Origin of the sequence: Streptomyces fumanus (assembly GCF_014655295.1) — a bacterium.
GTDB classification, from domain to species: Bacteria; Actinomycetota; Actinomycetes; order Streptomycetales; family Streptomycetaceae; genus Streptomyces; species Streptomyces fumanus.
In genome coordinates, this window is the sequence record NZ_BNBI01000013.1 from 20,872 (window position 1) to 44,939 (window position 24,068).

General features: G+C 74.5%; 25 protein-coding genes. 14 read left to right on the plus strand and 11 right to left on the minus strand.

Translation table 11 applies throughout. From position 1 onward, the window contains the following. Window positions 1–133: 133 nt before the first annotated feature. Both IE316_RS26835 and IE316_RS26840 read left to right on the plus strand, forming a co-directional pair. Window positions 134–1,507: an NAD(P)/FAD-dependent oxidoreductase gene (locus IE316_RS26835; protein ID WP_190207069.1), complete on the plus strand. Its 1,374-nt coding sequence runs from the start codon at window positions 134–136 to the stop codon at window positions 1,505–1,507. A 79-nt stretch (window positions 1,508–1,586) separates the two neighbouring features. Continuing rightward, window positions 1,587–3,833 (plus strand): FUSC family protein, encoded by a 2,247-nt coding sequence (locus IE316_RS26840; RefSeq protein WP_190207070.1) that lies wholly within the window; start codon window positions 1,587–1,589, stop codon window positions 3,831–3,833. Window positions 3,834–3,849: 16 nt separating this feature from the next. On the opposite strand, the gene IE316_RS26845 is transcribed toward IE316_RS26840, so the two are convergent. The 5 genes from IE316_RS26845 to IE316_RS26865 form a co-directional block, all read right to left on the minus strand. Then, window positions 3,850–4,281, minus strand: a complete 432-nt coding sequence (locus IE316_RS26845; RefSeq protein WP_190207071.1) for a hypothetical protein — start codon at window positions 4,279–4,281, stop codon at window positions 3,850–3,852. A 28-nt stretch (window positions 4,282–4,309) separates the two neighbouring features. After that, window positions 4,310–5,155 carry a DUF1206 domain-containing protein gene (locus IE316_RS26850; RefSeq protein WP_190207072.1) on the minus strand — a complete coding sequence of 282 codons (846 nt, stop codon included), beginning with the start codon at window positions 5,153–5,155 and terminating at the stop codon, window positions 4,310–4,312. 155 nt (window positions 5,156–5,310) lie between these two features. Further along, window positions 5,311–5,541 (minus strand): DUF5133 domain-containing protein, encoded by a 231-nt coding sequence (locus tag IE316_RS26855; RefSeq protein ID WP_190207073.1) that lies wholly within the window; start codon window positions 5,539–5,541, stop codon window positions 5,311–5,313. Between the two features lie 17 nt (window positions 5,542–5,558). Continuing rightward, window positions 5,559–6,452, minus strand: coding sequence for an RNA polymerase sigma factor SigF (locus IE316_RS26860; RefSeq protein WP_190207074.1), 894 nt, complete (start codon window positions 6,450–6,452; stop codon window positions 5,559–5,561). Between the two features lie 172 nt (window positions 6,453–6,624). Further along, window positions 6,625–7,068: an ATP-binding protein gene (locus IE316_RS26865; protein ID WP_190207075.1), complete on the minus strand. Its 444-nt coding sequence runs from the start codon at window positions 7,066–7,068 to the stop codon at window positions 6,625–6,627. Window positions 7,069–7,232: 164 nt separating this feature from the next. Here IE316_RS26865 and IE316_RS26870 point away from each other — a divergent pair, with 164 nt between their 5' ends. From IE316_RS26870 to IE316_RS26880, 3 genes are all read left to right on the plus strand, one after another. Further along, entirely contained in the window at window positions 7,233–7,451 is a 219-nt protein-coding gene (locus IE316_RS26870; protein WP_190207076.1) for a hypothetical protein, read from the plus strand. Between the two features lie 86 nt (window positions 7,452–7,537). Further along, window positions 7,538–9,007, plus strand: coding sequence for an aminotransferase class I/II-fold pyridoxal phosphate-dependent enzyme (locus tag IE316_RS26875; protein ID WP_190207077.1), 1,470 nt, complete (start codon window positions 7,538–7,540; stop codon window positions 9,005–9,007). Window positions 9,008–9,301: 294 nt separating this feature from the next. Continuing rightward, entirely contained in the window at window positions 9,302–9,757 is a 456-nt protein-coding gene (locus IE316_RS26880; protein WP_190207078.1) for a cyclic nucleotide-binding domain-containing protein, read from the plus strand. A gap of 4 nt (window positions 9,758–9,761) precedes the next feature. Here the strand turns inward: IE316_RS26880 and IE316_RS26885 are convergent, their stop codons facing one another. Then, entirely contained in the window at window positions 9,762–11,069 is a 1,308-nt protein-coding gene (locus IE316_RS26885) for an MFS transporter (protein WP_190207079.1), read from the minus strand. Window positions 11,070–11,148: 79 nt separating this feature from the next. Beyond that, on the minus strand, window positions 11,149–11,763 hold the full coding sequence (locus IE316_RS26890; RefSeq protein WP_190207080.1) for a LysE/ArgO family amino acid transporter: 615 nt from the start codon (window positions 11,761–11,763) through the stop codon (window positions 11,149–11,151). A gap of 70 nt (window positions 11,764–11,833) precedes the next feature. On the opposite strand from IE316_RS26890, the gene IE316_RS26895 reads away from it, so the two are divergent. Together IE316_RS26895 and IE316_RS26900 are read left to right on the plus strand one after the other, a co-directional pair. Next, a complete protein-coding gene (locus IE316_RS26895) occupies window positions 11,834–12,745 on the plus strand; it encodes a LysR family transcriptional regulator ArgP (RefSeq protein WP_190207265.1) in 912 nt (303 codons plus the stop codon). Window positions 12,746–12,854: 109 nt separating this feature from the next. After that, window positions 12,855–13,106 carry a WhiB family transcriptional regulator gene (locus IE316_RS26900; protein WP_190207081.1) on the plus strand — a complete coding sequence of 84 codons (252 nt, stop codon included), beginning with the start codon at window positions 12,855–12,857 and terminating at the stop codon, window positions 13,104–13,106. A 69-nt stretch (window positions 13,107–13,175) separates the two neighbouring features. Here the strand turns inward: IE316_RS26900 and IE316_RS26905 are convergent, their stop codons facing one another. After that, window positions 13,176–13,625, minus strand: coding sequence for a DUF6098 family protein (locus IE316_RS26905; RefSeq protein ID WP_190207082.1), 450 nt, complete (start codon window positions 13,623–13,625; stop codon window positions 13,176–13,178). A 121-nt stretch (window positions 13,626–13,746) separates the two neighbouring features. Here IE316_RS26905 and IE316_RS26910 point away from each other — a divergent pair, with 121 nt between their 5' ends. Continuing rightward, window positions 13,747–14,148 carry a DUF488 domain-containing protein gene (locus tag IE316_RS26910; protein WP_190207083.1) on the plus strand — a complete coding sequence of 134 codons (402 nt, stop codon included), beginning with the start codon at window positions 13,747–13,749 and terminating at the stop codon, window positions 14,146–14,148. Between the two features lie 16 nt (window positions 14,149–14,164). Here IE316_RS26910 and IE316_RS26915 read toward each other — a convergent pair whose 3' ends face one another. Both IE316_RS26915 and IE316_RS26920 read right to left on the minus strand, forming a co-directional pair. Continuing rightward, a complete protein-coding gene (locus IE316_RS26915) occupies window positions 14,165–15,838 on the minus strand; it encodes an FAD-binding dehydrogenase (protein ID WP_190207084.1) in 1,674 nt (557 codons plus the stop codon). A 61-nt stretch (window positions 15,839–15,899) separates the two neighbouring features. Further along, entirely contained in the window at window positions 15,900–16,520 is a 621-nt protein-coding gene (locus tag IE316_RS26920) for a TetR/AcrR family transcriptional regulator (RefSeq protein WP_190207085.1), read from the minus strand. A gap of 115 nt (window positions 16,521–16,635) precedes the next feature. Between IE316_RS26920 and IE316_RS26925 the strand changes: the two genes are divergently transcribed. The 3 genes from IE316_RS26925 (at window position 16,636) to IE316_RS26935 (ending at window position 19,391) form a co-directional block, all read left to right on the plus strand. After that, window positions 16,636–17,262 carry an alpha-ketoglutarate-dependent dioxygenase AlkB gene (locus IE316_RS26925; RefSeq protein ID WP_190207086.1) on the plus strand — a complete coding sequence of 209 codons (627 nt, stop codon included), beginning with the start codon at window positions 16,636–16,638 and terminating at the stop codon, window positions 17,260–17,262. Between the two features lie 84 nt (window positions 17,263–17,346). Beyond that, window positions 17,347–18,102, plus strand: a complete 756-nt coding sequence (locus tag IE316_RS26930; protein ID WP_190207087.1) for an MBL fold metallo-hydrolase — start codon at window positions 17,347–17,349, stop codon at window positions 18,100–18,102. A gap of 53 nt (window positions 18,103–18,155) precedes the next feature. Further along, complete coding sequence (locus tag IE316_RS26935; RefSeq protein WP_190207088.1) at window positions 18,156–19,391, plus strand: DUF4032 domain-containing protein; 1,236 nt, start codon at window positions 18,156–18,158, stop codon at window positions 19,389–19,391. A 1-nt stretch (window position 19,392) separates the two neighbouring features. Here IE316_RS26935 and IE316_RS26940 read toward each other — a convergent pair whose 3' ends face one another. Then, entirely contained in the window at window positions 19,393–20,259 is an 867-nt protein-coding gene (locus tag IE316_RS26940; RefSeq protein ID WP_190207089.1) for a universal stress protein, read from the minus strand. A gap of 187 nt (window positions 20,260–20,446) precedes the next feature. Between IE316_RS26940 and IE316_RS26945 the strand changes: the two genes are divergently transcribed. The 3 genes from IE316_RS26945 to IE316_RS26955 are packed head-to-tail and all read left to right on the plus strand — an operon-like array spanning window position 20,447 to window position 23,933. Further along, complete coding sequence (locus IE316_RS26945) at window positions 20,447–22,123, plus strand: NAD(P)/FAD-dependent oxidoreductase (RefSeq protein ID WP_190207090.1); 1,677 nt, start codon at window positions 20,447–20,449, stop codon at window positions 22,121–22,123. Continuing rightward, entirely contained in the window at window positions 22,120–23,583 is a 1,464-nt protein-coding gene (locus tag IE316_RS26950; RefSeq protein WP_229910568.1) for an ATP-binding protein, read from the plus strand. The genes IE316_RS26945 and IE316_RS26950 overlap by 4 nt, the downstream gene beginning before the upstream one ends. Further along, window positions 23,580–23,933, plus strand: coding sequence for a UBP-type zinc finger domain-containing protein (locus tag IE316_RS26955; RefSeq protein ID WP_190207091.1), 354 nt, complete (start codon window positions 23,580–23,582; stop codon window positions 23,931–23,933). Before IE316_RS26950 ends, IE316_RS26955 begins: the two co-directional genes overlap by 4 nt. Window positions 23,934–24,068 lie beyond the last annotated feature (135 nt).

Genomic DNA, 24,068 nt, shown 5'->3' on the forward strand with positions numbered 1-24,068 from the left:
CCCTGCCGTCCCCCGACGGCCGCCGCCGAGTGGCGGGGTGTGCCGCCGCGCGATGAGATCGGTGGGTGCGAAGCAGCGATCCAGGGGCAGGCGAAGGACGTATTCGGCAGACCGCCCGGAGCCGCAGAAAGGGATGAACACCGTGACACGACCCAGGATCCTGGTGGTCGGCGCAGGTTTCGCCGGCGTGGAGTGCGTCCGTCGCCTGGAGAGGCAGCTCACCGCCCAGGAAGCGGACATCACGCTGGTGACACCGTTCGCCTACCAGCTCTATCTGCCGCTGCTGCCCCAGGTGGCCTCCGGCGTGCTGACCCCGCAGTCGGTGGCCGTCTCGCTGCGGCGCAGCAGCAAGTACCGCACCCGGATCATTCCCGGCGGCGCCATCGGCGTGGACCTGAAGGCCAAGGTCTGCGTGGTGCGCACGATCACCGACCGGATCGTCAACGAGCCGTACGACTACATCGTGCTGGCCCCCGGCAGCATCACCCGTACCTTCGACATCCCGGGCCTGACCGATCACGCCTTCGGCATGAAGACACTGGCGGAGGCCGCGTACATCCGCGACCACGTGATCTCCCAGTTGGACCTGGCCGACGCCAGCGACGACCCGGCGGAGCGGGCCTCCCGGCTGCAGTTCGTGGTGGTCGGCGGCGGCTACGCGGGCACCGAGACGGCGGCCTGCCTGCAGCGGCTGACGCACGCCGCCGTCAAGCGCTACCCGCGGCTGGACCCGGGCCTGATCAAGTGGCACCTGATCGACATCGCGCCGCGGCTGATGCCCGAGCTGGGCGAGAACCTGGGCCGCAGCGCCCAGGAGGTGCTGCGCCGGCGCGGTATCGAGATCTCCCTCGGCGTCTCCATCGCGAAGGCCGGCCCGGAGGAGGTCACCTTCACCGACGGCCGGGTGATCCCGACCCGCACCCTGATCTGGACGGCCGGTGTGGTCGCCAGCCCGCTCATCGGCACGCTCGGCGCGGAGACGGTCAAGGGGCGGCTCGCGGTCACCGCCGAGATGTGCCTGCCCGACCACGACGGGGTGTTCGCCCTCGGTGACGCGGCGGCCGTGCCCGACCTCGCCAAGGGCCAGGACGGGGCCGTCTGCCCGCCGACCGCGCAGCACGCGATGCGGCAGGGCCGGCACGTCGCCGACAACGTCATCGCCGCCCTGCGCGGGCAGCCGCGGCGGCCGTACGTCCACAAGGACCTGGGGCTGGTCGTCGACCTCGGCGGCACGGACGCGGTGTCCAAGCCGCTCGGCGTGGAGCTGCGCGGGCTGCCCGCGCAGGCGGTGGCCCGCGGCTACCACTGGTCGGCGCTGCGCACCGGCGTGGCCAAGACCCGGGTGATGACCAACTGGCTGCTCAACGCGGTGGCCGGCGACGACTTCGTGCGCACCGGCTTCCAGGCCCGCAAGCCCGCCAAGCTGAAGGACTTCGAGTACACCGACGCGTATCTGTCCCCGGAGCAGGTGCGGGCGCAGGTCGAGGGGGCCGGGGCCCGGACCTGACCCGGCGCCGGGGGTCCGCTTCCGGCATGACATGCTGAGAAGTGGATCTCGGCGTTCGAGCAGGGGAGAGTACGGCGGCGTGAGAGCAGCGGGACGCTCGGTGCGGACACGACTGCGGGACCGCGTCGCGGCGTCCGACCCGGGGCTGCTCCGGCTGATCGCCGGGCTGCGGACGGTGGGCGCCATCGCGCTGGCGCTGGCCGTGCTCGCCCTGCTCGGCTCGGACGTCACCCATCTGGTGGCGGGGGCGATGGCGGCGATGGTCGCCACCTTCGCCATCCGCGAGAAGCAGCCCGGCGCGCAGGCCCTGACGCTGGCGCTGGGCCTGCCGGTGGCGCTGGCCTCGGTGTCGCTGGCCGCGCTGCTCAGCTCCCGGGTGATCGCCGGCGACGTCTTCTTCGTCGTACTGATCTTCTGTGCCGTCTACGGCCGCCGGTTCGGCGACCGGGGCACCGCGCTGGGCCTGATCGGGTTCCAGCTCTACTTCGTCTCCCTGTTCGTCGGCGCGAGCGCCGGGGCGCTGCCCGAGCTGTACCGGGCCGTGGCCCTGGCGTTCGCGTGCAGCGCGCTGGTGCGGTTCGCGGTCGTGCCGGCCCGGCCCGCGGGCATCCTCCAGCGGCTGCGGCAGGCGTTCCGGGCCCGGCTGGCGCAGTTGATCTCCGCTCAGTTGGCGCTGCTGGACGCCGAGCCGGACGGCATCGACAAGGCGCTGGAGGACCTGCGGGAGGGCACCGCCCGGCTGCACGAGACGGCGCTGATGATCCAGACCCGGCTGGAGGAGGGCACGCCCGACGCGTCCACGGCCCGGCTGGTGCAGCGCCGTATCGCGGACGCCGAGATCGCCGCCGAGCGGCTCGGGCTGCTGCTGCTGAGCGCGCGCAGCGCCCGCCGGGCCGACACCCTCACCCTGCACCTGCCGGGCGCGCCCGCGCCGACGGTGCGCAGCCTGCCGGGCTCCGACGAGGCGATGGGGCTGGTGCGCCGGGACCTCGGGGCGCTGCGGGAGCTGGTGCTGCGGCCGCCCGCCGAGGCCCGCGGCACGGCCCTGTCCCACCTGCGCAACCGGCTGCTCGGCTACCGCGAGGAGGAGAACCTGCCGGCGGCGTCACCGGCCGTGCAGGACGTCTTCCGGGGCATCGGCGAGACCGCACGGGCGGTGCTGGGGCTGCGGGTCGCGCTGGACGGGCCGCAGGACGAGTCGGACGACTCCCCCGCGACCACCCGCTCGCGCGAGGAGCTGGACGCCGAGGACGCCGCGATCGACGCCGGTGAGGAGCAGGCCCCGGCGGCGGAGCCGACCGGGCTGCGGCGGCCGACCACCCGGGCCGCGGTGCAGGTGGCGGTCGGGTCCTCGCTGGCCATCGTGGGCGGCGAGCTGCTGTCCGCGCAGCGCTGGTACTGGGCGGTGCTGACCTGCTGGATCGTCTTCCTGAACACCGCCTCCACCGGCGAGATCCTGGTCAAGGGCTACCGGCGGCTGCTGGGCACGGTGTTCGGGGTGGTGGCGGGCATCGTGCTGGCCGGGGTGGTCGGGCAGCACACCTGGACGGCGTTCGCGCTGGTGCTGGTCTTCATCTTCGCGATGTTCTACACCGCGCCGCTGTCGTACACCCTGATGTCGTTCTTCGTCACCGCCATGCTGGGGCTGCTCTACACCCTGCTGCACACCTACAGCACGGCGGTGCTGCTGCTGCGGGTGGAGGAGACGGCGCTCGGCGCGGCCTGCGGGGTGGTGGCGGCGGCGCTGGTGCTGCCGGTGCGCACCGACCGGCGGACCGACGAGCTGCTGGGCACGGTGCTGGAGAAGCTGGTGGACGTCACCGAGGGCGCGGTGGAGCAGCTCAGCGGCGGCCCGGCGGCGGAGCTGCTGGACCGGGCCCGCGACCTGGACCAGGCGCTGGGGGACTTCCGGGCGGCCACCCAGCCGCTGACGCACCCGATCACACCGCTGCGGGCGCGCCGGGACACCGCCCGCTATGTGGTGGCGCTGCTGGAGACCTGCGCGTACCACGCCCGGTCGCTGGCGGCGACGGCGGAGCTGCTGCCGACCCATCCGTCCATCGCGGCCGACCCGCGGCTGCGGGGGGCGGTGCGGCGCACGGTGCGCAACATCGAGGCGATCGCGGCCCGGGTCGCGGACGAGCGGGCCGGCACCGAGGTGGAGACCGGTCCCAGCATCGCCTCGCTGCTGGAGCCGGACGCCGGCGGCGCCCCGCGCTACGGCAGGATCACCGGGCGGGTGCTGCGGCACCTGGAGCGGCTGGACGAGGCGGTGACCGGCCTCGCCCGGCCGCTGGGCGTGCCCGTCGCGGCGCCGCGGCGCTGAGCGCGGGCCGGGGCGGTCAGAAGTCGGTGGGCAGGCCGCTGGCCTCGGCGATGCCGCGCAGCTCCTCGTTCTGCCGGTGGCGTTCCGCGAGGTAGTCGGCGATCTCGCCGAGCCGGTCGGGGTCGGCGGCGGTGGCCGCGTCGGTCACCACGCGGACCGGGCCGGTCTCCTCGGTGCTGATCTCGATCACCTCGTTGTCGAGACGGCCGGTGACGGCGGTGGCGATGACCAGGGCGGCCTCGTCGCGTATCTCCTGGGGCAGCTCGTCGGCGCCCTGCCCGTCGAGGGAGAAGTCGATGGTGGGGAGCTGGTGCTCGTCGATCGCCCGCAGCACCGGTTCCACGACGCTCAGCAGCAGCCGGTAGTCCTCGGTGTCCATACGGATGCGCAGGAGATCGAGGTAGACGTCCACGGGACGGCCGTCCGGCGGAATCTCGTGTTCGTTCATCCGCACCGTGTTCCCCGTCCCGCGCGGATCAGACCCGCCGCCACCGGGCCAGTGCGAACGAGAAGACGCCGAACAGCACCAGGCCGGCCGCGACCAGCGCCAGCAGCCAGGGGCCGAGCGGGGTGTCGGCGAAGGAGCGCAGGGTGTCGTCGAGGCCCTTGGCCCGGTCGGCGTCGTAGTCGACCGCGGCCCGTACGGCGAAGGCGCCGGCGGTGGCGAACACCGCTCCGCGCGCCACTCCCCCGGCCACGCCGGTGATGTCCACCAGCTTCCGGGACCAGGGGGCCAGCTCGCCCGTCTTGAGCTTCTTGCGGAAGCTGCGGCGGGCCGCCTGTACGGCGATCACCACGCCGGCGATCACGATGCCCACGCCGGCCGCGCCGACCAGCCACCGGCCGGCGGTCACCTCCATGACCCGGGCGGTGACGTCCCGGGACTGCTGGTCGCTCGATCCGCCGGAGCCGTGGGAGGGGCTGGCGGCGAACGCGAGGACCGAGTAGGCGACGAAGCCGTAGAACACGCAGCGGGCGGCGGCCGGCAGCCGCTTCTTCGCCTTGCGGCCGTCCGCGCCGATGGTGCCGAACAGCGCCTCGGACAGCCGCCACAGGGCCATCCCGACCAGGCCGATGCCCAGCGCCCACAGCAGCACCGAGCCGAACGGCTTGGCGGCCAGTTCCTCCAGGGCGCCCGAGCGGTCGGCCTCGCGTCCCCCGCCGCCGCCGAAGGCGATCTGCAACGCCAGCAGCCCGACCAGCAGGTAGATCACCCCGCGGGCGGTCAGGCCCGCGCGGGCCGCGCTCTCCCGGGCCGATCCGTCGGCCAGTCGCCGGGCCCTGGCCCGGCCGGTCATTCCCGTCAGCACTCGCGTGGCCATGTTCTGGCTCCCCTCCCGGTGTGTCGCGGATCGGATGCCCCCGCCCGGGCCCGGCACACCCGCCGGGGCCGGGCCGCCGTCCCGGGTCCGGACACGCCACCGCCGTGGGGGCGCGGGGCGCGGCCACGGCGGTGAGGGTGCCCTCCCGCTCGGCGTCAGTCGCCGACGGCGACGGGGGTGGGGTGGTCGGGGGCGGGCGCGGCGGCGAGCCAGTGGCGCGCCGCCTCCAGGGCCAGTCGTACGTCGCGGGTGCCGGTGGACACGCACAGCGTGTACGCCAGGTCCCGCGCTCGGGGGCTGGGTGTGCCGTCGGCGGGCGCGCCGGCCAGGGCCGACTCGTAGTCGTCCACGAGCCGGCGCAGCACGGCGGGGTGGGGCCTCAGCATGTTTCTCGGTTCCTCCTTCACACCGACGCGGGCCGGCCGGGGCCGCCGCGCCGGTTCGTCCGCTGACCCAGCGCCTCGTCGCGCACCCGGGCGCAACTGCGGCTGATCAGGCGGGAGACGTGCATCTGCGAGATGCCCAGCCGGTCCGCTATCCGGCTCTGTGTCATGTCCTCGAAGAACCGCATGTAGAGGATGGCGCGTTCGCGCTCGGGCAGCTTGCGCAGCCCCTCCTTGGCGGACTCGCGGTCCACGACGGTGTCGAACGAGTTGTCCGAGGCGCCGAGGGTGTCGGCGAGGCTGTAGCCGTCGTCGCCGGCCGACAGCTCGGCGTCCAGCGACAGGGTGCTGAAGCTCTCCAGCGCTTCCATGCCGGCGCCGACCTCCTCCTCGGTGAGCCCGGTGTGGGCGGCGATGTCGGCCACCGAGGGTTCCGGGCTGCCGGGGTTCTGCGTGAGTTCGCGCCGGGCGACGCGGACCTTGTTGCGCAGTTCCTGGACCCGGCGCGGGACCCGCAGGGCCCACATCCGGTCCCGGAAGTGCCGCTTGACCTCACCCGTGATGGTGGGGACGGCGTAACTCTCGAAGGCGCCCCGCTCCGGGTCGAAACGGTCGATGGCCTTCACCAGCCCCAGCGCCGCCACCTGCCGCAGGTCCTCCACGGACTCCCCGCGGTCGCGGAAGCGGCCGGCGATCCGGTGGGCCATGGGCAGCCAGGCGGTGACGAGCTCGTCGCGTACCGCGTCGCGCTCGGGCCCGTCCTCCAGGGTGGCGAGCCGGGCGAAGAGCGCCGCGGTGTCGGGTGCGTCGTCGTGCCGGCGCCGGGCGGTCCCGGTGGTCGGCTCGGGGGACGGTTCGGTGGTGGTCGTGGGCTCGGCGGTGGCGGGACGGTCAGTGGGCGTGTCGATGAGCATGCGGATTCGCTCCTGAACGGTGGTCTCAGGGGACTTACCGCGGGAACGGGGCCGACCGGATCACATGGGGTCCGAGCGGCCGTGCCGCCCCCGCTGCTGCGCCTCCGGTCCGAAGCACGAAACTGCGACTGCCCTCACTCCGGGGGAACAAACTCCGCTTTTCGAAAAGTAACTAGGACAGCGGTACGAGGACGCTGATGCACTTGCCTCCGGACGGCAGATCGCGCACGTGGACGTCGCGGGCGAGGCGGCAGACGATCGGCCAGCCCCGGCCGCCCACCCGGCGGCGTCCCTGCGCGTCGGTCGGGTCCACGGCGACCGGCAGGCGGTCGCTGCGGTCGCTGACCGAGACCCGGACCGCGGGGCCGGTGACGTCGACCCGGAAGTCGGTGATGCCGCCGCCGTGCAGAATGGCGTTGGTGGTCAGCTCGGAGGCGACCAGCACGGCGTCCGACAGGGCGTCGTCGTCGCAGCGGGCGCGGCCCTGGCGGCAGCACTCGGTGACCGCGCGTTCCACGGCCCGGCGGGCCTCGGCGGGTTTGGACGGCCGCGGCGGCAGGCGCCGGCCGGCGCCGCCGCGTTCAGCGGCGGGATCGGTGGGGTGCGGTTCGCACATCCGTCAGCTCCCTGGTCGATGGGACAAGCCGGACCCGGCCGCGGTGGCGCGGCCGGCCAGGAGGACCATGTGAACCGGCTGACCTCTCCCCGCACCCCCAAACCTCCGGGCCTCCGTACGGCCCAAGGGCCATTCCGCGGGCCGGCGGGGGTACGCGGAAGGGCATGACGGATGTTGTGGACTCGGACGAACTGCTGCGACGGATGCAACGCGCGAGGGCCTGCGCGGCCCAGGAGGAACAGACCTGGCGGGCCCGGCGGGAGGAGCTGGACGCGGCCGACCCGGCCGCCCGGGAGGCGGAGGTGCGCTCCCTGGCCTACGAGGCCGTCGTCCACGTCCTGGACGAGGTGCTGACCCCGGGCAACCGCACCCGGCGGAGCTGACCGGCGCCCGCCCGGCCGGACGGGCGCCGGGCGGAGCCGGCCGGCGCCCGCCGATTGGGCGGGCCGTCGCGGGGAAGGCGACCGGCATGGCTGTCGATCACACCCGCGCACCCGTCCTGGAAGCCCTCGCCGAGTACCGCCGCGAGGGGCGGCTGTCGTTCACGCCCCCCGGGCACAAGCAGGCGCGCGGCGCCGACCCGGCGGCGCGTGAGGTGCTGGGCGACGCGGTGTTCCTCGGGGACGTGCTGACCACCGGCGGGCTGGACGACCGGCTCACCCGGGGCCGGGTGCTGCAGCGCGCCCAGGAGCTGATGGCCGACGCCGTCCACGCCGACCACGCGTTCTTCTCCACCTGCGGCAGCTCCCTGTCGGTCAAGGCGGCGATGCTGGCGGTGGCCGGGCCGCACGAGAAGCTGCTGATCGGCCGGGACGCCCACAAGTCGGTGGTCTCCGGCCTGCTGCTGTCGGGCATCGAGCCGGTCTGGGTCGAGCCGCGCTGGGACCCCGACCGGCATATCGCGCACCCGCCGTCCGCCGAGGAGTTCGACCGGGCCTTCGCCGCCCACCCCGACGCCAAGGGCGCGCTGATCACCAGCCCGACGCCGTACGGGGCCACCGCGGACCTGCGGGCGGTCGCCGAGGTCTGCCACCGCCGGTCGCGGCCGCTGATCGTGGACGAGGCGTGGGGCGCGCACCTGCCCTTCCACCCGGACCTGCCGACCTGGGCGATGGACGCGGGCGCCGACATCTGCGTGACCAGCATCCACAAGATGGGCAGCGGCCTGGAGCAGGGTTCCGTCTTCCACCTCCAGGGCGACCTGGTGCCGCCGGAGCTGCTCGGGATGCGCGCCGACCTGCTCGGCACCACCAGCCCCTCGTCGCTGATCTACGCGGGCCTGGACGGCTGGCGCCGGCAGATGGCGCTGCACGGGCGGGAGCTGATGGGCGGCGCCCTGGAGCTGGCGGCCGAGGTGCGGGCGGCGATCGAGCAGATCGACGGCATGCACGTCAACGACCGGGCGGACTTCTGCGGTCCGGGCCGCGCCGACGACTTCGACCCGCTGCCCGTGGTGATCGACCTGGACGGGCTCGGCATCTCCGGCTACCAGGCGGCCGACTGGCTGCGCGAGCACCGGGGCCTGATCGCCCACATCACCGACCACCGGCGGATCGGCGCGCAGCTCACCCACGGCGACGACCGGGAGACCGCCGGGGAGCTGCTGGCCGCGCTGAAGGACCTCGCCCGGGTGGCGCCCTCGCTGCCGGCCGCGCCCGAGGTGGCGGTGCCGGTGCCGGACGAGCTGCGGATGGCGCAGGTCGCGCTGCCCCGGGACGCGTTCTTCGGGCCGGTGGAGAACGTGCCGCTGGAGGAGGCCGCGGGGCGGGTCGCGGCGGAGATGATCACCCCGTATCCGCCGGGCATCCCGGCCGTGCTGCCGGGCGAGCGGCTGACCGCGCCGGTGCTGCGGTACCTGCGCACCGGGCTGGAGGCCGGGATGTACCTGCCGGACCCGAGCGACCCGTCGCTGGAGACGGTCCGGGTGGTGGCGGAGTGAGCGGACCGGCGCCCCGGCCGTGACCCGCGTGAATCACGTCACGAACCCGCGCCCGGCGTTCTCGGAACGGTCAGAAATGGTTTAGCGTTCATCCATACGTGGTGACGGGGTCGACCCGCGCGGCCCCCCGGCGCCACCGCTTACGGCCCTGGCTGGCTTCCCCCGTCCAGCCAGGGCTTTCTCATGCCCACGCGCGGTCGCCGGAGATCGGCCGGGCCGCCCGGGGGACGGTGGCCGCCGAAATGGGCACTGGGACTGCACCGGAACCGAACCGTCGGCGAGGAGTCCCGCCTCATGACCAAAGCGATAAAACTGCTCACCGCCCTCCCCCCGCCGCAGCGTGCCCGGCTGACCGCCCTCGCCCGGGAGGTCTCCTTCCCGGAGGACGCCGCGATCTTCGAGGCCGAGGGTCCCGCCGACCGCTTCTGGGTCATCCGCTCCGGCGCGGTCTCCCTCACCCAGAGCGTCCCGGCGGCGCAGCGGGTCACGGTGGCCAGCCTCGGCGCCGGCGACCTGCTGGGCTGGTCCTGGCTGTTCCCGCCGTACCGGTGGGACTTCGGGGCGGAGGCGTTCAGCCCGGTGCGCGCCTACGAGTTCCGCGCGGACCAGGTGCTGGCGCTGTGCGACGAGGACCCGCGGCTCGGCCTCGCCCTGGTCCGGTCGGTCGCCGAGATCCTCGCGCACCGGCTGGAGATGACCCGCGGCCAGCTCATGGAGCAGTACGCGCTGCACCGGCGCGGCTCCCTGTGAGGGCTCAGACCCGGTAGCGGCGCAGCGCGGGCACGGCCAGCGCCAGGCCCAGCATCACCACGACGACCAGCAGTCCGCCGCCGGTCACGGCGGTGCGGGCGCCGAACGCCGAGCCCGCGGTGCCGTGCAGCACATCGGCCAGGCGCGGGCCGCCCGCGACGACGACCGTGAAGACGCCCTGCATCCGGCCGCGCATCTCGTCGGTGGCGGCGGAGAGCAGGATCGCCCCCCGGAACACCATCGAGACCATGTCGGCGACCCCGGCCAGGGCCAGGAAGACCACCGCGAGCCACAGGTTGCCGCTCAGCCCGAACCCGGCGATGGCCGCGCCCCAGGCCACCACCGCGCCGATCACCATCCAGCCGTGCCGCCGGGCCCGGGAGAAGGTGCCGGAGAACAGTCCTCCGGCCACCGCCCCGATGGGGATCGCCGCGAACAGCAGCCCCAGCGCGAGGCCCTCGCCCCAGGGGGCGTACGTCTCGGCGGCGAGCTGCGGGAACAGGGCGCGGGGCATGCCGAGGACCATGGCGACGATGTCGGCGAGGAAGGAGAGCAGCAGCACGGTGTGCGCGGCGATGTAGCGGAAGCCCGCCACCACCTCCCGGACGCCCGCGCGCCGCTTCGCCGCCCCGGTCAGCGGCACCAGCGCGGGCAGCCGGTACACCGCCCAGACGGTGACGCACAGGGCGAGGGCGTCGATGAGGTACAGCTCGGGCAGGCCGATGACCGGGATGAGCACACCGGCGAGCAGCGGGCCGACCACCTGGCCGGTCTGCATGACGGTGGAGCCCAGGGCGTTGGCGGCGGGCAGCTCGTCCTCGGGGACCAGCCGGGCGATGGAGGCGCTGCGGGCGGGGGCGTTCAGGCCCCAGAACGCCTGCTGGAGGGCGAGCAGCGCCATCAGCACGGCGACCGACTCCAGGCCGGTGACGGCCTGCACCCAGAACAGCAGCGAGGTCACGGCGATGCCGCTGTTGGTGATCAGCAGCAGCTTGCGGCGGTCCATGGTGTCGGCGACCGCGCCGCCCCACAGCGCGAACACCACCAGCGGCAGCAGTCCGGCGAGGCTGGCCGCGCCGACCCAGGCCGAGGAGCCGGTGATGTCGTAGATCTGCTTGGGCACGGCGACGGCGGTGAGCTGGCTGCCGACGGCCGTGACGATGGTGGAGCTCCACAGCCTGCGGTAGGCGGGGCGGCGCAGCGGGCGGGTGTCCATCGCCCAGCGGCGCCAGCCCCGGCGGGGAGCCGGTTCGCTGCCGTCGGCGTCGGGGGTCTCGGCCCGGGGTGCGGTGCTGCTGTCGCTGGTGTCCACGCGTTCCTACTTGGTCGCTACATCTTTCGATTCGGGGGTTCACTATCGCAGGACGCGGCGGCGGGCGGGGCGGGGGGCGTCAGCTTCCGGCGAGCAAGGAGACGCCGAGGGCGATCATGGTGACGGCGACCAGGCCGTCCAGCACCCGCCAGGCGGCAGGCCGGGCCAGGAACCGGCCGAGGAAGCGGGCGCCGAAGCCCAGCGCGGCGAACCAGACCAGGCTGGCCAGCGCGGCGCCCAGGCCGAAGGTCCAGCGCAGCGGGCCCCGGTCGGCGGCGACCGAGCCCAGCAGGAACACCGTGTCCAGGTAGACGTGCGGGTTGAGCCAGGTCAGCGCCAGGCAGGTGAGCACCGCCCGGCGCCGGGAGCCCGCCGCCTCGCCCTCCGCCCGCAGCGCGCCGCCCGGCCGCACCACCCGGCGGGCGGCCAGGGCGCCGTAGCCGAGCAGGAACAGGCCGCCGATCCAGCCGACCGCGGTGAGCGCGCCCGGCCAGGCCACCACCAGCGCGCCGACCCCGCCCACCCCGAGGGCGATCAGCACCACGTCGGACAGGGCGCAGATGCCGACCACCGCGAGGACGGCGTCGCGGCGCACCCCCTGGCGCAGGACGAAGGCGTTCTGGGCGCCGATGGCGACGATGAGCGAGAGGCCGGTGCCGAAGCCGGCGGCCGCGGCGGTCAGGGCGTTGGTCATGGACCCGACGCTAAACGGGGCGATCACTGGACGTACAGCTAAAGATTCTTACGTACCCTTAGCGCTCGTGATGACGACGGCGCTGGGTGATCTCCCGCTGGACCAGGTGCGGACGCTGCTGGCGGTGGTGGACGAGGGGACGTTCGACGCCGCCGCGGCGGCGCTGCATGTGACGCCGTCGGCGGTGAGCCAGCGGGTGAAGGCGCTGGAGCAGCGCACCGGCCGGGTGCTGCTGCTGCGCACCAAGCCGGTGCGGCCGACCGAGTCCGGCGCGGTACTGGTGCGGCTCGCCCGGCAGGTGGCCCGGCTGGAGCGGGACGCCCACGCGGAGCTGGGGCTGAGCGGGCCCGGGGAGCCGACCCGGGTCTCGGTGGCCGTCAACGCGGACTCGCTGGCGACCTGGTTCCTGGCCGCCCTCACCCGGGTGCCGCCCGAACCGGCGCTCTTCTTCGATCTGCGCCGCGAGGACGAGGACCACACGGCGGCCCTGCTCCGGGAGGGCGCGGTGATGGCGGCGGTGACCTCCTCCCCCGACCCGGTGCCGGGCTGCTCGGTGCGGCCGCTGGGGCGGATGCGGTACCGGCCGGCGGCCACGCCGGACTTCGCCGCCCGGTACGTCACCGGCCGGCCGCTGCCGGAGGCGCTCGCCGGGGCGCCGGTGGTGGTCTTCGACCGGCGGGACGACTTCCAGGACGGGTTCGTGCGCCGGCTCGGCGGCGGGCGGGGCGCGGCGAGCCCCGCGCGGCACTACGTCCCCACCTCCGAGGGTTTCGCCGAGGCCGTCACCGCGGGCCTGGGCTGGGGCATGATCCCCGAGCCCCAGGCCCTGCCGCTGCTGCGCGCCGGGCGGCTGACCGACCTGGCGCCCGGCCGCGTGGTCGACGTCCCCCTGTACTGGCAGCAGTGGAAGCTCGACTCCCCCGCCCTCGCCACCGTGGCCGAGGCGGTGGCCGGGGCGGCGGCGGAGGCCCTGCGGCCCTGACGGACCGGACGCCGTACGGATCGGCCGGTTTCACCCCGCCGTCGGGCGGCACCCGGAAGGCGAGCAATCCGTACCGAGGACGCGATACGACGATCGCAGGTGACTTCTGATGGACAACTGGCGTGAATTCGCAGCCTGCCGCGACGAGGACCCCGATCTCTTCTTCCCGATCGGCACCTCCGGCCCGGCCCTGCTGCAGACCGAGCAGGCGAAGGCGGTGTGCCACCGCTGCCCGGTCCGTGACCAGTGTCTGCGATGGGCGCTCGACACGGGACAGTCCATCGGTGTCTGGGGCGGGACCAGCGAGAACGAGCGCCGCGCGCTGAAGCGGCGGATCGGCGCCCGCCGCGGCACCGGCTGACGCCGGGAGTACGTGAGAAGGCGGTGGCCGCCCCTGCCGGGGGCGGCCACCGCCTTGTCGTACGGGTGCTCAGTCACCCCCGCGGCGCAACGTGCCCCAGGGGCGCTCCTGGTGGTCCACCACGTCCCGGGCCTCCTGGATGACGGCGTCGTCGAGCCAGTACAGCGGCTCGACATCGGTCACCAGCGGCTCGTTGTCGGGGCCGCGGCCCGTCTCCCGCCCGGTGAGCACCCACGCCCGGACGCCGGGGCCCTTGTCGTGCGGCAGATGGGCGTAGTCGTACAGCCGCCGGGCCACCCACACCCGTACCGGGCGGTCCCCCCACCACTCCTCCACGTCGAGCGAGTTGGCGGAGAGGCCGGGCATGGGCACGCCCGTGAGTTCGTCGGTGCTGGACAGGCTGCGGAGGTCGGTCCCGGGACCCCGGGACCAGCGGACGTACAGGTCCTTGTGCCCTTCGACCAGATCGATGACCTCGCCCAGTGTGCGCGCGAGCGGCAGCTCGTCCGGTGCGCTCATGTCCGATACCTCCTCGTCGCTTACCAGCCGACGGAGTACCCCCGTGACCGGCAAGGATTCGGAAAACGGACCGACGGCATAGGCTCGCCGGAGGAGCGCCGACCGTGGAAGGGGTCCGATCGTGAACGTCCGGGTGCGCCGCGTCTACGAACCGTCCGAGCCGGACGACGGGGTACGGGTCCTGGTGGACCGGCTGTGGCCGCGGGGCCTGGCCAAGGACGCCGCCCGGGTGGACGAGTGGCCCAAGGCCCTCACCCCGTCGACGGAACTGCGCCGCTGGTTCCACGCGGACGAGGGCTCCTACGAGGAGTTCGCCGAGCGGTACGAGGCGGAGCTGGCCGGGCCGGCCGCGGCCGAGGCCCTCGACGGGGTGCGGGGGCTGGTCCGCGAGGGCCCGGTGACCCTGCTGACCGCGTCGAAGACGCCCGAGCGCAGCCACGCCGCCGTGCTGGCCGGCCTCCTCCGCGAAGGCAAGAGCGAGAGCAGGGGCAAGGGCAAGGGCAAGGAGAAGGGCAAGGGCTGAGCGGCGGGTGGTCCGCTCACGCCGTCTGCCGGGCCGCCGCCCGTCCCGCCGCCCGCCCCGAGAAGAGGCAGCCGCCGAGGAAGGTGCCCTCCAGCGCGTTGTAGCCGTGCATCCCGCCGCCGCCGAAGCCGGCCACCTCGCCGGCCGCGTACAGGCCCTCGACCGGCTCGCCGTCGGTGCCGAGCGCGCGGGAGTCGAGGTCGGTCTGGATGCCGCCGAGGGTCTTGCGGGTGAGGATGTGCAGCTTGACGCCGATCAGCGGGCCGGCCGCCGGGTCCAGCAGCCGGTGCGGGGCGGCGACCCGGCTGAGGCGGTCGCCGAGGTAGCGGCGGGCGTTGCGGATGCCCTGGACCTGGGCGTCCTTGCCGAACGGGTTGGCCATCTGCAGGTCGCGGGCCTCGATCTGGCGGCGGATCGCGGCGGCGTCCAGGAGCGGTTCGGCGGTGAGCGCGTTCATCCGGTCCACGAGCTGTTCCAGGCCGGGCGCGGTGACGAAGTCGGCGCCCTCGCGCAGGAAGGCGGCCACCGGTCCGGGGGCGCCCTTGCCGAACAGGCGGGTGCGCAGGAAGGCGGCGCGGTCCTTGGCGGTGATGTCGGGGTTCTGCTCGGAGCCCGACAGCGCGAACTCCTTCTCCACGATCCGGCGGGTGAGGATGAACCAGGAGTGGTCGTACCGGGCGATGTCCGGGTCGGTGCGCAGGTGCCGGAGGGTGCCCAGGGTGTCGTAGCCGGGCAGGCAGGGGTCGGGCAGGCGGCGGCCGAGCGCGTCGAACCACAGGGCGGACGGTCCGGGCAGGATGCGGATGCCGTGGCCGGGCCAGATCGGGTCCCAGTTGCGGATGCCCTCGGTGTAGTGCCACATCCGGTCGCGGTTGACCAGGCGGACCCCGGCGGCCTCGCTGATGCCGAGCATCCGGCCGTCGACGTAGGCGGGGACGCCGGTGACCATCTCGGCGGGCGGGGTGCCCAGACGGGCGGGCCAGTGGCGGCGGACCAGGTCGTGGTCGGCGCCGATGCCGCCGGAGGTGACGATCACGGCCTGGGCGGTCAGCTCGAACGCGCCGGCCGGGTCGCGGTGGGAGGCGACCCCGCGGGGCGAGGTGTCCTCGGCGAGGACCGTGCCGCGCACGCCGCGGGCGGTGCCGCCCTCGACGACCAGTTCGTCCACCCGGTGGCGGTGGTGGAAGGTGAGCAGCCCGTCGCGGGCGGCCTCCCGCGCGTACCGTACGAAGGGCTCCACCACGCCGGTGCCGGTGCCCCAGGCGATGTGGAAGCGGGGCACGGAGTTGCCGTGGCCGTGGGCGGTGAGGTCGCCGCGCTCGGCCCAGCCGACGGTGGGCAGCAGTTTGATGCCGTGCCCGTCCAGCCAGGACCGCTTCTCGCCGGCCGCGAACTCGACGTAGGCGCGGGCCCAGCGCACCGCCCAGGCGTCCTCGTCGTCCGTCCGGTCGAAGGCAGCGCTGCCCCGCCAGTCGCTCCAGGCCAGCTCGAAGGAGTCCTTGACGCCCATCCGGCGCTGCTCCGGCGAGTCCACGAGGAACAGGCCGCCGAACGACCAGAACGCCTGCCCGCCGAGGTTGGCGGCGTTCTCCTGGTCGACCAGCGCGACCCGGCGGCCCCGGGCGGTCAGTTCGTGCGCGGCGACCAGTCCCGCGAGACCCGCTCCGACGACGATGACGTCGGCGTCCATGGCGATCGTCCCTTCCTCGTATGGTGCTGCGTGGTGGTGGGCCGGGCCGCCCGCCGGCGTCTCATTGCGGCGTCCCGCCGCCGTCGCTGAGCAGCGCGGTCAGCAGTCCGGCGAGCCGGGCCCGGGCCCGTTCGGTGTCCCGGTCCAGCAGGAGCTGGACGGTGATGCCGTCGTACGCGGCGACCACCGCGTGCGCGGCCCCCTCGGCGTCGCCGAGCACGGCGGGCAGCGGGGTGTGCCGGTGGGCGCGGGCCAGCCGGACGGCGATCGCCCGCCGCAGTCGCGCCCGGTGCTCCAGCAGGGTGCGGGCCAGCTCCGGGGCGCGGGCGGCGCGGACCAGGAAGTCGGTCTTGACCAGCAGCCAGTCCCGGTCGAGCAGCAGCACCTCGGTGACCCGGTGCACGGCGGCGGCCACGTCCGGTTCCGGGCCGTCGGCGGCGAGGGCGGCGGTGACCTGCTCGGCGATCAGGTCGGCGCGCTGCCGGTAGAGAGCGAAGAACAGCTCGTCCAGGGTGGTGAAGTTCGAGTAGAAGGCGCCCCTGCTGTACCCGGCGGCCTCGCAGACCTCCTCGATGGAGACGCGGCCGAACCCCTTGGCGGCGAACACCGTGAACGCGGCGTCCAGCAGCTCGGCCCGGGTGCGGGCCCGGCGCCTGGTCGTCCGTCCCGCCCTCGCCGTCATGGTCCGCCCTCCGTCCGATGCGCGAACGTATCGGATACGGCGGTGTATCGGAAGGGACCGGACGCCACCGGCAACCGAAGGGAACACATTTTCGAATAAGGAGTACGCTGGCACCATGACCACGCACCTCCAGGGCTCCCTCTTCGACCAGACCGACCAGGTCCGGGTCGGCCCCCTGGACGGGATCCGGCGGACCGTGCTGGGCCGCGGCGCCTGGATCGACGTCCTGCCGGGCTGGCTGACCGGGGCGGACGCCCTCTTCGCCCACCTCGCGGCCGGGGTCCCCTGGCGCGCGGAGCGGCGCGCCATGTACGACCAGGTGGTCGACGTCCCGCGGCTGCTCGCCTTCTACGGCGCGGGCGACCCGCTGCCGCACCCGGCGCTGGACGAGGCGCGCGCCGCGCTGAGCGCGCGGTACGCCGGGGAGCTGGGCGAGCCGTTCACCACCGCCGGGCTCTGCCACTACCGGGACGGCCGGGACAGCGTCGCCTGGCACGGCGACCGGATCGGGCGGGGCGCGCGCCAGGACACCATGGTCGCGATCCTCTCCGTGGGCGCCCCCCGGGACCTGCTGCTGCGCCCGGTGGGCGGCGGCGACACCGTGCGCCGGCCGCTGGGCCACGGCGACCTGATCGTGATGGGCGGCTCCTGCCAGCGCACCTGGGAGCACTGCGTACCGAAGACCGCGCGGGCCGTGGGGCCCCGGATCAGCGTCCAGTTCCGCCCGCACGGGGTCCGCTGACCCGCCGGCCGGGGACCGGTGCCGGCGGCGGCCCGCGTCTGGTTGGCTGTCCCCCGCGGGGGCCGGCGCGGGACAGGGAGAGCGATGGACGCGGACGTACGGCAGGTCGCCGACGGCACCTACCTGGTGCACGGCGGCCACACCAACTGGGTGATCCTCACCGAGGGGGACGCGGTGACGCTGGTGGACACCGGCTACCCCGGGGACCGGCGGGCACTGCTGGCCTCGCTGGCCCGGGTGGGCGCCGCGCCGGAGGCGGTGACGGCCGTGCTGATCACCCACGCCCACAACGACCACCTGGGCTCGGCCGAGTACCTGAGCGCCGCCCACGGCACGCCCGTACACCTGCACGAGGCCGAGGTCCCGCACGCGCGGGGCGACTTCCTCCAGCAGGTCTCCGTGCCGACGGTGCTGCGCAACAGTTGGCGGCCCGGTGCCCTGCCGTGGATCGCGCACGTCGTACGGTCCGGCGGCACCGCCCGGCACCCGGTCACCGCGCCCCGGGCGTTCCCCGGGCCGGGCGCCCTGGACCTGCCCGGCCGCCCGGTGCCGGTACACACCCCCGGGCACACCGACGGCCACTGCGCCTACCACCTGCCCGACGCCGGCGTGGTCGTCTCCGGGGACGCCCTGGTCACCGGGCACGCCCTGGCCCGCACCGGCGGACCGCAGCTCTTGCCCGGCATGTTCCACCACGACCGGGCCCGCACCCTGGCCTCGCTCGCCGTCCTGGAACGGCTCGACGCCGACGTCCTGCTGCCCGGCCACGGCCCCGTCCACCGGGGACCGGTCGCCGACGCCGCCCGCCGGGCCCGGGAGCGGGCCCTGCGCGGCGGGTAGCCGGGCGGGCCCTTCGGCGCGGGCAGGCGGGCGGGCCCTCTACAGTCGGGGCCATGGCCTTGCACATCAGCGCCACCAACCCGGAGCACCCCGTGCTCCTGCTCGAACTGCCCTGGCACCTGCCGCTGGAGGAGTGGCCCGACAAGTACCTCGTGCCGCTCCCCCGCGGCATCTCCCGGCACGTGGTGCGCTACGCCCGGGCCGGCGACGAGGTGATCGCCGTCAAGGAACTGGCCGAGCGGCCCGCGCTGCGCGAGTACGAACTCCTGCGCGACCTGGACCGGTTGGGCATCCCCGCGGTGGACGCCCTCGGCGTGGTCACCGGCCGCACCGACGAGGCCGGCGAGCCGCTGGAGCCGGTGCTGATCACCCGGCACCTCGGCGGGTCCATGCCGTACCGGTCGATGTTCGAGACGACGATGCGCCCGGCCACCATGCACCGGCTGATGGACGCCCTCGCGGTGCTGCTGGTGCGGCTGCACCTGGCCGGGTTCGCGTGGGGCGACTGCTCGCTGTCCAACACCCTGTTCCGCCGCGACGCGGGCGCCTACGCCGCCTATCTGGTGGACGCCGAGACCGGCGAGCTGCACGCCAGGCTCAGCGACGGGCAGCGCGACTACGACCTCGACCTGGCCCGCGTCAACATCAGCGGCGAGCTGCTCGACCTGGAGGCGTCCGGGGCGCTGCACCCCTCCGTCGACGCCGTCGAGTTCGGCGCGGAGATCTGCGCCCGCTACCGGGACCTGTGGCGGGAGCTGACCCGCACCTCCGTCTACCCGGCGGGCAAGTACCACTACATAGAACGCCGGATACGCCGGCTCAACGACCTCGGCTTCGACGTCGCCGAGATGCAGATCGAGCACGCCTCCAACGGCGACACGGTCACCTTCGTGCCCAAGGTCGTCGACGCCGGGCACCACCAGCGGCAACTGCTCCGGCTGACCGGCCTGGACGCCGAGGAGAACCAGGCCCGGCGGCTGCTGAACGACCTGGAGTCCTGGATGGCCACCCAGGACGACTACGACCCCGACGACCCCCTGAGCGCCCGCCCGGAGGTGCTGGCCCACCGCTGGGTGCGGGAGGTGTTCCGGCCGACCGTGCGGGCGGTGCCGCGCGAGCTGCGCGGCACCATGGACCCGGCGGAGATCTACCACGAACTGCTGGAGCACCGCTGGTACCTGTCCGAGCGGGCCCAGCACGACATCGGCCTGGACACCGCCGTCCAGGACTACATCGCCCACGTCCTGCCCAAGGCCCGCGAGACGCTCCAGTTGGTGCGGGAGGAGTGACTCACGCGTGCGGCACCACGGCCACCGGGCAGCCCGCGTGGTGCAGCACGCCGTGCGCCACCGAACCGATCCGGGCGCCGACGGCCGTACGGCGGGCGCGGCGCCCGACGACCATCAACTGGGCGCGTCCGGCCACCGACAGCAGCACCTGCCCGGCGCTGCCCATCTCCACGTGCTCCACCACGTGCACGCCGGGGAAGCGGTCCCGCCAGGGCGCGAGCGCCGCGTCCAGCGCCTGCCGCTCGTACGGCTCCAAACCCCCGGCGTCGTCCAGCAGCTTCAGCGAGGCCGGGCTGTAGGCGAACAGCGGCGGCAGGGTCCAGGCCCGCACCGCGCGGACGGTGGCGCCCCGGGCGGCGGCGGCCTCGAAGGCGAACCGCAGCACCTCGGCGCTGTCCTCGGGCTCGCCCTGCTGGCCCACCACGATCTCGTGCCCGGCCACCTCGTCCGAGGGCCGGTTCCCGGCCCGGACCAGCACGACCGGCCGGGTGGCGGCGGCGATCACCTGCTGGCCGACGGAGCCGAGCAGGAAGCCGACGACGGGGCCGTGCCCGCGCGAGCCCAGCACCAGCGTCCCGGCGTCGGCCGCCGCCGCGACCAGCGTCTCGACGTCGTCGCCCTCCAGCACCTCGGTGGTCACCTCCAGGCCCGCGTGGCGCCCGGTGACGGCCGCCACCGCCTCGGCCACCGACTCCCGTACCCACCGCTCCTGGGTCTCCCGGTCCGCCGCCTCGGGCCGCGGCTCGAACCGCCAGGCGTGCACCACCCGCAGCGGTGTCCCGAGCCGGACCGCCTCCCTGGCCGCCCAGGCCAGTGCCGCGAGGCTCTCCTCCGATCCGTCCACCCCTGCCGTGATCGGGCGCGTCATGCGGTTCCTCCTGAGTGCTGATGGCGTACGTCGGCACCAGTCTTCCCCACGTCAGCCGCTCGACCGGCCCGCGGGGGCGAAGATCCGCTGTCCGCGCACGGACCGGCGATCGAACATACGATGGGCGCAGGCCGGTGCGGTCACGGAGACGCCGTGCCGTGAGCCGGCCGCTCGACGTGGGGGACGTATGACACAGGCCGCCGAGACGGCGCGGACCGTCATCATGACCGTGGACGACGACCCCGGGGTGTCCCGGGCCGTCGCCCGCGACCTGCGACGGCGCTACGGCGCCACGCACCGGATCGTGCGCGCGGAGTCCGGCGAGTCCGCGCTCCAGGCGCTGCGGGAGCTGAAGCTGCGCGGCGACCTGGTCGCGGTGATCCTCGCCGACTACCGGATGCCCCGGATGAACGGCATCGAATTCCTCGAACAGGCCATGGACATCCACCCGGGAGCCCGCCGGGTGCTGCTGACCGCGTACGCGGACACGAACGCGGCCATCGACGCGATCAACGTGGTCGATCTCGACCACTACCTGCTCAAGCCGTGGGACCCGCCGGAGGAGAAGCTCTACCCGGTCCTGGACGACCTGCTGGCGGCCTGGCGGGCCGGCGACCACAAGCCGGTGCCCAGCACCAAGGTGGTCGGGCACCGCTTCTCGGCGCGCTCCTCGGAGGTGCGGGAGTTCCTCGCCCGCAACCAGGTGCCCTACCGCTGGTACTCGGCCGACGAACCGGAGGGCGGGCGGCTGCTGGCCGCCGCCGGGCAGGACGGGCGGCGGCTCCCGGTGGTGATCACCCCCGACGGGACGCCGCTGGTGCAGCCCGCGGCCCCCGATCTGGCCGCGCGGGTCGGCCTGGCGACCACCCCGGCGGCCGACTTCTACGACCTGGTGGTGATCGGCGGCGGCCCGGCCGGGCTGGGCGCGGCCGTGTACGGGGCGTCGGAAGGGCTGCGCACGGTGCTGGTGGAGCGGTCGGCGACCGGCGGCCAGGCCGGGCAGAGCAGCCGGATCGAGAACTACCTCGGCTTCCCCGACGGCGTGTCCGGCGCCCAGCTCACCGACCGGGCGCGGCGGCAGGCGGCGAAGTTCGGCGCCGAGATCCTCACCGCCCGGGAGGTGACCGGCCTGGAGGTGAACGGGGCGGCGCGCACGGTCCGCTTCTCCGACGGCTCGGCGATCGCCGCGCACAGCGTGCTGCTGGCGACCGGCGTGTCCTACCGGCAGCTCGACGCGCCCGGCTGCGAGGACCTCACCGGCTGCGGCGTGTTCTACGGTTCCGCGCTCACCGAGGCCGCCTCCTGCCAGGGCCACGACGTGTACATCGTGGGCGGCGCCAACTCCGCCGGGCAGGCGGCGATGTACCTGGCCCGGGGCGCCAAGACGGTGACGCTGCTGGTGCGCGGGGAGTCGCTGGCCGCGTCGATGTCGCACTACCTGATCCAGCAGATCGAGGACACCCCCAACATCGTGGTGCGCTGCGGCACCGTCGTGGAGGGCGCGCACGGCGACGGCCGCCTGGAGCGGCTCACCCTGCGCGACACCGAGACCGGGCACAGCGAACTGGTCGACGCCCAGTGGCTGTTCGTGTTCATCGGCGCGGCCCCGCTGACCGACTGGCTGGACGGCACGGTGCGGCGGGACGCCCGCGGGTTCATCCTGGCCGGACCCGACCTGATGACCGACGGGCGGCCGCCGGCCGGCTGGGACCTGGACCGGCCGCCGTACCACCTGGAGACCAGCGTCCCGGGCGTGTTCGTGGCGGGCGACGCCCGCGCGGAGTCCGCCAAGCGGGTCGCGTCCGCCGTAGGAGAGGGTGCCATGGCCGTGATGCTCGTTCACCGGTATCTGGAGCAGTCGTGAGCGGCCGCCCGATGCCGTGCAGCCCCGGCGAGATCGGGGCGCTGTTCCTGTTCGAGAAGCTGACGCCGGAGCAGTTGGGACGGCTGTGCGCCGAGGGGCGGGTGGAGCTGTTCGAGCCCGGCCCGGTCTACACCGAGGGCGAGCCCGCCACCTGCTTCTACGTGATGCTGGACGGCACGGTGGTGCTCTCCCGCCGGGTCGGCGGGGACGAGGTCGAGGTCAACCGCACCTCGCAGCGCGGGGTGTACGCGGGCGCGATGCAGGCGTACCTCGGGGAGCGGGTGCCGCAGCGGTACACCAACTCGATGCGGGTGACCGAGCCGACGCGGTTCTTCGTGCTGCCCGCGGACACCTTCGCCAGCATCATGCAGGAGTGGTTCCCGATGGCGGTGCACCTGCTGGAGGGGCTGTTCTTCGGGGCGAAGAACACCCAGCGGGCGGTCGGGCAGCGGGAGCGGCTGCTGGCCCTGGGCTCGCTCAGCGCCGGGCTGACGCACGAGCTGAACAACCCGGCCGCGGCGGCCGTCCGGGCCACCGCCGGCCTGCGGGAGCGGGTGGCGAAGATGCGGCACAAGCTGGCCGTGATCGCCGAGGGGCCGTTCTCCCGGGACGCGCTGGCGGGGCTGATCGAGATCCAGGAGCGCACGGCCGAACGGGTCGCCAAGGCGCCCTCGCTCAGCCCGCTGGAGGCCGCCGACCGGGAGGACGCCCTCACCGACTGGCTGACCGACCACGGCATCGAGCAGGGCTGGCAGCTCGCCCCGGTCTTCGTGCAGGCGGGCCTGGACACCGAGTGGCTGGACCAGGTCGCGGCGGCGGTGGACGAGGAGATCCTGCCCGGCGCGGTGGGCTGGCTCAACTACACGGTCGAGACCGAGCTGCTGATGGACGAGATCGCCGACTCCACCGCCCGGATCTCGCACCTGGTGAACGCCGCCAAGCAGTACTCCCAGCTCGACCGCGCCCCCTACCGGATCGCCGACGTCCACGAACTCCTCGACAGCACCCTGCTGATGCTGTCCGGGAAGATCGGCCCCCGGATCAAGGTCGTCAAGGAGTACGACCGCACCCTCCCGGGCATCCCGGCGTACCCGGCGGAGCTGAACCAGGTGTGGACCAACCTGATCGACAACGCGGTCGCCGCGGTGAACGCCGCGGGCGGCGAGGGGACGCTCACCGTGCGCACCGCCCGCGACCACGACCGGCTGCTGGTGGAGTTCCGCGACACCGGCACCGGGGTGCCGCGGGAGATCCGGGACCGCATCTTCGACCCGTTCTTCACCACCAAGCCGGTGGGCGAGGGCACCGGGCTCGGCCTGGACATCTCCTGGCGGATCGTGGTCAACAAGCACCACGGCACGCTCCGGGTGGACTCCGAGCCGGGCGACACCCGCTTCCAGGTCCTGCTGCCGCTGACCGCGGCGGAGCCCGACACCGAACCGACCGAGGAGTCCGCATGACCGACGACACCGGAATCGACCCCGCCGTCCCGCCGAGCGGCGCGGGCTGCGCCGAGTGCGACGCGGCCGGCGGCTGGTGGTTCCATCTGCGGCGGTGCGCCGCCTGCGGGCACGTGGGCTGCTGCGACAGCTCCCCCGGGCAGCACGCCACCGGCCACTACCGGGCCACCGGGCATCCCGTGGTGCAGAGTTACGAACCCGGCGAGGACTGGTTCTGGGACTACGCGACGGACACGCTGCGCGAGTCGGGCCCCGAGCTGGCCCCGCCCGCCAGCCGCCCCGCGGACCAGCCCGCGCCCGGACCGGCCGGGCGGGTACCGGCGGACTGGGCGCGCTCGCTGCACCGGTGACGGGTCGTCGTACCGAGGGAGGACGCTGACGGACCGTCGTCGCCAGGGTGTTGCGGAGGGCGCTGACGGCCGTCGTTCCCCGGGCGCTGACGGGCCGCCGTCGCCAGGGCGTTGCGGGTGGCGCTGACGGGCCCT

What these genes read in the sequence shown, in the direction of transcription:
- IE316_RS26835 (WP_190207069.1), top strand. Translation starts at nt 134, where the DNA reads ATGAACACCGTGACACGACCCAGGATCCTGGTGGTCGGCGCAGGTTTC.
- IE316_RS26845 (WP_190207071.1), bottom strand. Translation starts at nt 4,281, where the DNA reads ATGAACGAACACGAGATTCCGCCGGACGGCCGTCCCGTGGACGTCTAC.
- IE316_RS26850 (WP_190207072.1), bottom strand. Translation starts at nt 5,155, where the DNA reads ATGGCCACGCGAGTGCTGACGGGAATGACCGGCCGGGCCAGGGCCCGG.
- IE316_RS26855 (WP_190207073.1), bottom strand. Translation starts at nt 5,541, where the DNA reads ATGCTGAGGCCCCACCCCGCCGTGCTGCGCCGGCTCGTGGACGACTAC.
- IE316_RS26860 (WP_190207074.1), bottom strand. Translation starts at nt 6,452, where the DNA reads ATGCTCATCGACACGCCCACTGACCGTCCCGCCACCGCCGAGCCCACG.
- IE316_RS26865 (WP_190207075.1), bottom strand. Translation starts at nt 7,068, where the DNA reads ATGTGCGAACCGCACCCCACCGATCCCGCCGCTGAACGCGGCGGCGCC.
- IE316_RS26870 (WP_190207076.1), top strand. Translation starts at nt 7,233, where the DNA reads ATGACGGATGTTGTGGACTCGGACGAACTGCTGCGACGGATGCAACGC.
- IE316_RS26875 (WP_190207077.1), top strand. Translation starts at nt 7,538, where the DNA reads ATGGCTGTCGATCACACCCGCGCACCCGTCCTGGAAGCCCTCGCCGAG.
- IE316_RS26880 (WP_190207078.1), top strand. Translation starts at nt 9,302, where the DNA reads ATGACCAAAGCGATAAAACTGCTCACCGCCCTCCCCCCGCCGCAGCGT.
- IE316_RS26890 (WP_190207080.1), bottom strand. Translation starts at nt 11,763, where the DNA reads ATGACCAACGCCCTGACCGCCGCGGCCGCCGGCTTCGGCACCGGCCTC.
- IE316_RS26895 (WP_190207265.1), top strand. Translation starts at nt 11,834, where the DNA reads ATGACGACGGCGCTGGGTGATCTCCCGCTGGACCAGGTGCGGACGCTG.
- IE316_RS26900 (WP_190207081.1), top strand. Translation starts at nt 12,855, where the DNA reads ATGGACAACTGGCGTGAATTCGCAGCCTGCCGCGACGAGGACCCCGAT.
- IE316_RS26905 (WP_190207082.1), bottom strand. Translation starts at nt 13,625, where the DNA reads ATGAGCGCACCGGACGAGCTGCCGCTCGCGCGCACACTGGGCGAGGTC.
- IE316_RS26915 (WP_190207084.1), bottom strand. Translation starts at nt 15,838, where the DNA reads ATGGACGCCGACGTCATCGTCGTCGGAGCGGGTCTCGCGGGACTGGTC.
- IE316_RS26920 (WP_190207085.1), bottom strand. Translation starts at nt 16,520, where the DNA reads ATGACGGCGAGGGCGGGACGGACGACCAGGCGCCGGGCCCGCACCCGG.
- IE316_RS26925 (WP_190207086.1), top strand. Translation starts at nt 16,636, where the DNA reads ATGACCACGCACCTCCAGGGCTCCCTCTTCGACCAGACCGACCAGGTC.
- IE316_RS26930 (WP_190207087.1), top strand. Translation starts at nt 17,347, where the DNA reads ATGGACGCGGACGTACGGCAGGTCGCCGACGGCACCTACCTGGTGCAC.
- IE316_RS26935 (WP_190207088.1), top strand. Translation starts at nt 18,156, where the DNA reads ATGGCCTTGCACATCAGCGCCACCAACCCGGAGCACCCCGTGCTCCTG.
- IE316_RS26940 (WP_190207089.1), bottom strand. Translation starts at nt 20,259, where the DNA reads ATGACGCGCCCGATCACGGCAGGGGTGGACGGATCGGAGGAGAGCCTC.
- IE316_RS26945 (WP_190207090.1), top strand. Translation starts at nt 20,447, where the DNA reads ATGACACAGGCCGCCGAGACGGCGCGGACCGTCATCATGACCGTGGAC.
- IE316_RS26955 (WP_190207091.1), top strand. Translation starts at nt 23,580, where the DNA reads ATGACCGACGACACCGGAATCGACCCCGCCGTCCCGCCGAGCGGCGCG.